This window comes from Hydrogenophaga sp., assembly GCF_051007235.1.
Lineage (GTDB): Bacteria > Pseudomonadota > Gammaproteobacteria > Burkholderiales > Burkholderiaceae_C > Hydrogenophaga.
This window is the reverse complement of the sequence record NZ_JBPCSJ010000435.1, coordinates 1-6,575: the sequence shown is the minus strand read 5'-3', so window position 1 is coordinate 6,575 and position 6,575 is coordinate 1. Positions and strand designations below refer to the sequence as shown.

Genomic DNA, 6,575 nt, shown 5'->3' with positions numbered 1-6,575 from the left:
GCCACGCCCACTTCGATCATCACGTGGCTGGGCGGCGTGAAGTGGCAGATCTGCCAGCGGTCGACCGGCTGGTCGTCGGGCAGGTCGTTCAGGCGCAGCGCCATCTTCCAGAACGGTGGCGCCTCGATGCCTTCCATGTAGCGTTCGGTGACCACGTGGTCGCCGTCGACCCGGGTCTGGCACGGCACTTCGTCGATTTCCTTCTGGCCGATGCTGTTGCTGTGCACGTAGGTCTCGTGCGTCAGGTCCATCAGGTTGTCGATCATGAGCCTGTAGTCGCAGGCGATGTGGTAGAGCCCGCCGCCGTAACCGAAGGCCGGGTTGCCCTGCCATTCGAAGGTGGGCACCAGCGCCACGTCGGCCAGGGCCGCGTCGCCCGGCCAGACCCAGACGAAGCCGTGTGCCTCGTGCACCGCAAAGCTGCGGATAGCCGGGAAGCCGCGCACGCGCTGGCAGGGCATGGACACGGTCTTGCCGTCGCAGCCCATGGCCAGGCCGTGGTAGCCGCACACCAGGGTGTCGCCTTCGACAAAACCCAGCGACAGGGGCGCACCGCGGTGCGGGCAGAAATCGAGCACCGCCGCCACCACGCCCGCGCTGTTGCGGAAGAAGGCCATGGGCTGGTTGCAGATGCGCCGGCCCAGCGGCTTGTCGGCGGGAATCTCTTCGCTGCGCGCAGCGACGTACCAGGTGTTGAGGGGGAACATGGGGCGTCTCCGTTGGTGGGTGGGTGTCTTCATTCAGTATGCTGAATGTGGGGCATTGTAGGAACTTGCGCGCGGCAGCAGAAGGGGGTCAGGCTTCGGGTTTTCCCGAATTCTGTTCGGGGGCTGCAGGCTCGTTGAGCAGCACGAACTTGCGCAGCAGGCGCAGGAACTCGGCCTGCTCGGCGGGCGCCAGCGGCGCCAGCAGCTGGCGGTACATGGGCACCACGCGCGGCAGCATGTCGGCCAGCACCGCTTCGCCTTCGGGCGTGAGGTGCAGCGCGCGCTGGCGGCGCGGCAGCAGCTCGCGCACGATCCAGCCCTTGCTTTCCAGCCGGGTGGCAATGTCGGCGGTGGTCGAGGTGTCCAGCGCCACCTTGTCGGCCAGGGTCACCTGGTCGATGCCCGGCGTGTCCTGCAGCGCCCGCAGGATGGCGTACTGCACCGGCGTGATCTGCCGGCCGTGCGAGTCGTGGAAGGTGGACACCGCCAGCTGGTGCGCGCGGCGGATCAGGTGGCCGGGCTCGGCCTGCAGGGTGATGCCGCTGTCCGGGATGGGGCTGGCCGCCACGGCGGCGGCGGGGCGGGGCGGGGTCGTCGGGGGGGTGTCGCGGCGTGCCATGGGCGGGACTATAGGGCAGCCCCGGGTGCGCCAGGGCAGGGCGCACGCGCTTCCATAATCGGCGGCACTCCGTGCGCCCAAGGTGATGCATGTCCAATGTTCCTCCGCTGCTGAACCAGCTCAAGCCGCTGCGCGCGCTGTGCGCCGTCGCGGCCACGGGCAGCACCGTGGCCGCGGCCAGCGCGCTGCACCTGTCGCAGTCGTCCGTGGTGCGCGCCATCCAGGCGCTGGAAGCCGACCTGGGCGGCCTGCTGTTCGAGCGCTCGGGCCGCGGCATGGCGCCCACGCCCCTGGGCCAGGTGCTCGCGTTGCGCGCGGCGCGCGGCCTGGCCCACCTGGCGCAGGTGGATGCGCCCGCGCGACGCGGCCACAGCCCGGACGCACTGGGCTGGACCGGCAGCCGCCTCGCCGCCGGCGTGGGCGCGCGCCACCTGGCGGTGCTGCTGTCCTTGGCGCAGACCGGCACCGAAACCGCCAGCGCCCAGGCGCTGGACATCAGCCAGCCCGCGGTGCACCAGACCCTGGCGCAGCTGGAACACATGGCCGGCGCGCCGCTGTTCGTGCGGGCGCGCAAGGGTCTGCGCCTGACCGAGGCCGGCGAGGCCACGCTGCAGGCCTTCAAGCTCGCGCGCGCCGAGCTGCAGCAGGCCGGTGACGAGCTGGCCGCACGGCGCGGTGTGGTGCAGGGCCGGCTGGTCATCGGCACGCTGCCGTTCTCCACCGGGCACCTGCTGTCGCTGGCGGTGGACCGTGTGTTGCAGAACCACCCGGGCCTGGTCATCACCATCGTCGACGGCACCTACGACGCCTTGCTGCACCAGCTGCGCCAGGCCGACATCGACCTCATCGTGGGCGCGTTGCGGCCCGCCTTGCCCGGCGCCGACCTGCAGCAGGAAACCCTGTTCCTCGACCGCCTGGCGGTGGTGGCCCGCGCCGCCCACCCGCTGGCGCAGCGGCCGCGCCTGGGCTGGAAAGACCTGCGCGAAGCGGCCTGGATCATGCCGATGCCGAACACGCCGGCGCAGGTCGCGTTCGAGCAGGCGCTGAAGGTGGCGGGCGTTCCCATCCCGGCCGACGCGCTGCGCGTGAACAGCGCGCTGATGATGCAGGCCCTGCTGGCCCGCAGCGACCGGCTGGCGCTGATGTCGCCGCGCCATCTGCAGGACGAGATACGCGCCGGCCTGCTGGCCGAACTGCCGGTGCCGGTGCGCCACGAGCCGCGCATGATCGGCCTGGTGCGGCGCGCCGCCTACCTGCCCACGCCGGCGGCGCAGGCCTTGCTCGATGCGTTGCGTCGCGTGGCGCGGCAGATCGCCGGCGACACCGCTGCCTCCTGAGTGAATAAGCAAAATGCATAGCTGATCCGGCAAAAGCATTGGACCCTGTCGCCTGCGGCGGAGATCATTCGCAACCTGAACGGCCGCCAGCCTGCTGCGGCTTGCATACGGGAAAACCCGCAAACACCAGGAGACAGACCATGCAGAAACGCCACTTCATCCGCGCCGCCGCCGCCCTTGCGCTGGCCGGCAGCCTGGGCCACGCCGCCGCTCAGGACAACACCTTCAAGATCGGCCTGATCCTGCCCATGACCGGGCCGTTCGCCTCCACCGGCAAACAGCTCGAAGCCGCCGCCCGCCTCTACGTCGCGCAGAACGGCGACACCGTGGCGGGCAAGAAGGTGCAGCTGATCGTCAAGGACGACACCGGCGCGCCCGACGTGACCAAACGCATCGCGCAGGAAATGGTCATCAACGACAAGGTGCAGGTGCTGGCCGGCTTCGGTCTCACGCCGCTGGCCTTCGCCACCGCACCGGTGGCCACCCAGTCCAAGACGCCGCTGGTGGTGATGGCCGCGGCCACCTCCAGCATCACGCAGGCCTCGCCTTTCATCGTGCGCACCAGCTTCACCGTGCCGCAGGTGGTGACGGTGTTGGCCGACTGGGCGACCAAGAACAACATCAAGAAGGTGGTGAGCCTGGTGACCGACTACGCCCCCGGCGTGGACTCCGAGAAGTACTTCAGCCAGCGCTTCCAGGCCAACGGCGGCGTGGTGATCGAGACCCTGCGCGTGCCGCTGCGCAGCCCCGACGTTGCACCCGTCCTGCAGAAGGTGCGCGACGCCAAGCCCGACGCGCTGTTCACCTTCGTGCCGTCGGGCGCCGGGTCGGCGCTGATGAAGCAGTTCGCGGAACGCGGGCTGGACAAGGCCGGCATCCGCATGATCGCCGAAGGCAGCGTGACCGATGACGACATCCTCAACGGCATGGGCGACGTGGCGCTGGGCGTGGTCACCGCGCACCACTACTCGGCCGCGCACAACTCGCCGCTGAACAAGAAGTTCGTCGAAGCCTTCGGCAAGGCCAACAACGGCATGCGCCCCAACTTCATGGCCGTGGGCGCCTACGACGGCATGCGCGTGATCTACGAAGGCGCGAAGAAAACCAAGGGCGAGGGCGGCGAGGCCCTGCTCAACGCCATGAAGGGCCAGGTGGTCGAGAGCCCGCGCGGCCCGATCTACATCGACGCGCAGACCCGCGACGTGGTGCACAACGTGTACGTGCGCAAGGTCGAGAAGATCAACGGTCAGATGTGGAACACCGAGATCCAGACCGTGACCGACGTCAAGGACCCGGGCAAGGCCCAGTGAGGCCAGGCCCCGGCCGCGCCCCTTCTCCCGTCCCTTCCAGACCCTGATGGCGGGTGCCCTGTGCACCCGCCCGGGGGTCCACACGTCCCATGCTGACCATCCTCTTCGACGGCATCGCCTACGGCATGCTCCTGTTCATCCTGGCCGTGGGCCTGTCGGTGACCATGGGGCTGATGAACTTCATCAACCTGGCCCACGGCGCATTCGCCATGCTCGGCGGTTACCTCACGGTGGCGCTGATGCAGCACCAGGGCCTGCCGTTCCTCGTCTGTCTGCCCATCGCGTTCGGCGTCACGGCGCTGGTGGGGGCGGTGCTCGAACGCACGCTCTACCGGCCCATGTACAACAAGCCGCACCTGGACCAGGTGCTGTTCTCCATCGGCCTGACCTTCATGGCCGTGGCCGCCACCGACTACTTCATGGGCTCGCAGCAGCAGATCATCCAGCTGCCCGAATGGCTGCTCGGCCGCACCGAGTGGTTCGACGGCGCGCTGGGCATGGGGCACTACCGGCTGTTCATCATCGCCATCTGCGCCGCGCTCACGGTGGGCCTGCAGTTCATCCTCTCTCGCACGCGCTTTGGCAGCCGGTTGCGCGCCAGCGTGGACGACCCGCGCGTGGCCGCCAGCCTGGGCATCAACGTCAACCTGGTGTTCGCCGCCACCTTCGCGGTGGGCTCGGGCCTGGCCGGCCTGGGCGGCGCGTTGGGCGCCGAGGTGCTGGGCCTGGACCCGAGCTTTCCGCTCAAGTTCCTGGTCTATTTCCTCATCGTCGTCGCCGTCGGTGGCACCTCGTCCATCACCGGCCCGCTGCTGGCGGCGCTGCTGCTGGGCATCGCCGACGTGGCGGGCAAGTACTACATCCCCAAGCTCGGGGGCTTCATCGTCTACACGCTCATGATCGCCATCCTCATCTGGCGCCCGCACGGCCTGTTCTCACGCTTGGGAGGTGGCAAATGACCGCACACACCCACCTGGCCGCACAGGCCCGCTGGCGCCCCTGGGAGCCTGTGCTCTGGCTGGCCGCGCTGGCCACGCCCTGGCTGTTCAAGGAACACGCGCTCATCATCAACGAGGTCGCCATCGTCGCGCTGTTCGCGGTGTCGCTGGACCTGATCCTGGGCTACACCGGCATCGTCTCGCTGGGGCACGCGGCCTTTCTGGGCTTTGGCGCCTACAGCGCCGCGCTGTTCGCCAAACACGTCATGCCCGACCCGCTGGTGGGCCTGCTGGTGGGCACGGTGGCGGGCACGCTGCTGGGTGCGCTGTTCTCGCTCACCATCCTGCGCGGCACCGACCTCACCCGCATCATGGTCACGCTGGGGCTGACGCTGATCCTGTTCGAGCTGGCCAACAAGCTCGACTGGCTCACCGGCGGCGCCGACGGCCTGCAGGGCGTGACCATCGGCCCGCTGCTCGGCCGCTTCGAGTTCGACCTGTACGGCCAGGTGGCCGCCTGGTACTCGCTGGTCGTGCTGCTGCTGTGTTTCGTGCTGGCGCGGCGCCTGGTGCATTCGCCCTTTGGTGCCACCCTCAAGGCGGTGCGCGACAACCGCCTGCGCGCCATGGCCATCGGCATCCCTGTGCTTTCGCGCCTGTCGGTGGTCTACACCCTGGCCGCCGGCATGGCGGGCGCGGCCGGCGCGCTGCTGGCCCAGACCACGGGCTTCGCTTCGCTCGACGTGTTCTCGATCGAACGCTCGGCCGACGTCGTGATGATGCTGGTGATCGGTGGCGTGGGCTGGCTCTACGGCGGCGTGTTCGGCGCGGTGGTGTTCAAGCTGCTGCACGACGTGGTGGCCGGCATCACCCCGCAGTACTGGAATTTCTGGGTCGGCCTGTTCCTGGTGGTGCTGGTGCTGGTCGGGCGCGAACGACTGCTCAAGCCCTGGACATGGTTTTCTGGGAAGGGGGCAGCATGACTTCCAACAACACCGTGCTGAAAACCGAAGGCCTGGTCAAGCGCTTCGGCGGCATTGCCGCCACCCAGGACGTGAGCCTCAACGTGCACCACGGTGCGCGCCACGCGCTCATCGGCCCCAACGGCGCGGGCAAGACCACGCTGATCAACCTGCTGACGGGCGTGCTCGAACCCTCGGCCGGCCGGATCCTGCTCGATGGTGACGACATCACCCACCTCGCACCGCACCAGCGCGTGCGCCGCGGCATGGTGCGCACCTTCCAGATCAACCAGCTGTTCAACAGCCTCACACCGCAGGAAACCCTGGCCATGGTGGTGGCGCAGCACCTGGGCCTGGGCGGGCGCTGGTGGCAGCCCCTGGGCCGCCAGCCGGCGGTGAACGAGCGCTGTGACCAGTTGCTGGAACAGTTCCACCTGGGCGATGTGCGCCACGTGCGCACCGAGCACCTGGCCTACGGCAAGCGCCGCCTGCTGGAGATCGCCATCGCGCTGGCCTGCGAGCCGCGCGTGCTGCTGCTCGACGAGCCGGTGGCCGGTGTGCCCGCGGGCGAGCGCGAGGAACTGCTGCGCACCGTGGCCGCGTTGCCGGCCGATGTGTCGGTGCTGCTGATCGAGCACGACATGGACCTGGTGTTTGAATTCGCCCGCTTCATCACCGTGCTGGTCAACGGCGCGGTGCTGG

General features: G+C 69.1%; 7 protein-coding genes. 5 read left to right on the top strand and 2 right to left on the bottom strand.

Annotation, left to right across the window (positions count from 1 at the left end; translation table 11 throughout):
• On the bottom strand, positions 1–707 hold a 707-nt coding region (locus tag ACR2JA_RS15580; RefSeq protein ID WP_434009991.1), incomplete at its 3' end, for a Rieske 2Fe-2S domain-containing protein.
• 88 nt (positions 708–795) lie between these two features.
• Complete coding sequence (locus ACR2JA_RS15575) at positions 796–1,326, bottom strand: MarR family winged helix-turn-helix transcriptional regulator (RefSeq protein ID WP_434009990.1); 531 nt, start codon at positions 1,324–1,326, stop codon at positions 796–798.
• 89 nt (positions 1,327–1,415) lie between these two features.
• Here ACR2JA_RS15575 and ACR2JA_RS15570 point away from each other — a divergent pair, with 89 nt between their 5' ends.
• From ACR2JA_RS15570 to ACR2JA_RS15550, 5 genes are all read left to right on the top strand, one after another.
• Positions 1,416–2,663, top strand: a complete 1,248-nt coding sequence (locus ACR2JA_RS15570; protein WP_434009989.1) for a LysR family transcriptional regulator — start codon at positions 1,416–1,418, stop codon at positions 2,661–2,663.
• Positions 2,664–2,803: 140 nt separating this feature from the next.
• Positions 2,804–3,973, top strand: coding sequence for an ABC transporter substrate-binding protein (locus ACR2JA_RS15565; RefSeq protein ID WP_434009988.1), 1,170 nt, complete (start codon positions 2,804–2,806; stop codon positions 3,971–3,973).
• An 89-nt stretch (positions 3,974–4,062) separates the two neighbouring features.
• On the top strand, positions 4,063–4,932 hold the full coding sequence (locus ACR2JA_RS15560) for a branched-chain amino acid ABC transporter permease (protein WP_434009987.1): 870 nt from the start codon (positions 4,063–4,065) through the stop codon (positions 4,930–4,932).
• A complete protein-coding gene (locus ACR2JA_RS15555) occupies positions 4,929–5,894 on the top strand; it encodes a branched-chain amino acid ABC transporter permease (RefSeq protein ID WP_434009986.1) in 966 nt (321 codons plus the stop codon). Before ACR2JA_RS15560 ends, ACR2JA_RS15555 begins: the two co-directional genes overlap by 4 nt.
• Positions 5,891–6,575, top strand: a 685-nt coding sequence (locus ACR2JA_RS15550; RefSeq protein WP_434009985.1) for an ABC transporter ATP-binding protein, incomplete at its 3' end; no start/stop codon positions are given. The genes ACR2JA_RS15555 and ACR2JA_RS15550, both read left to right, overlap by 4 nt.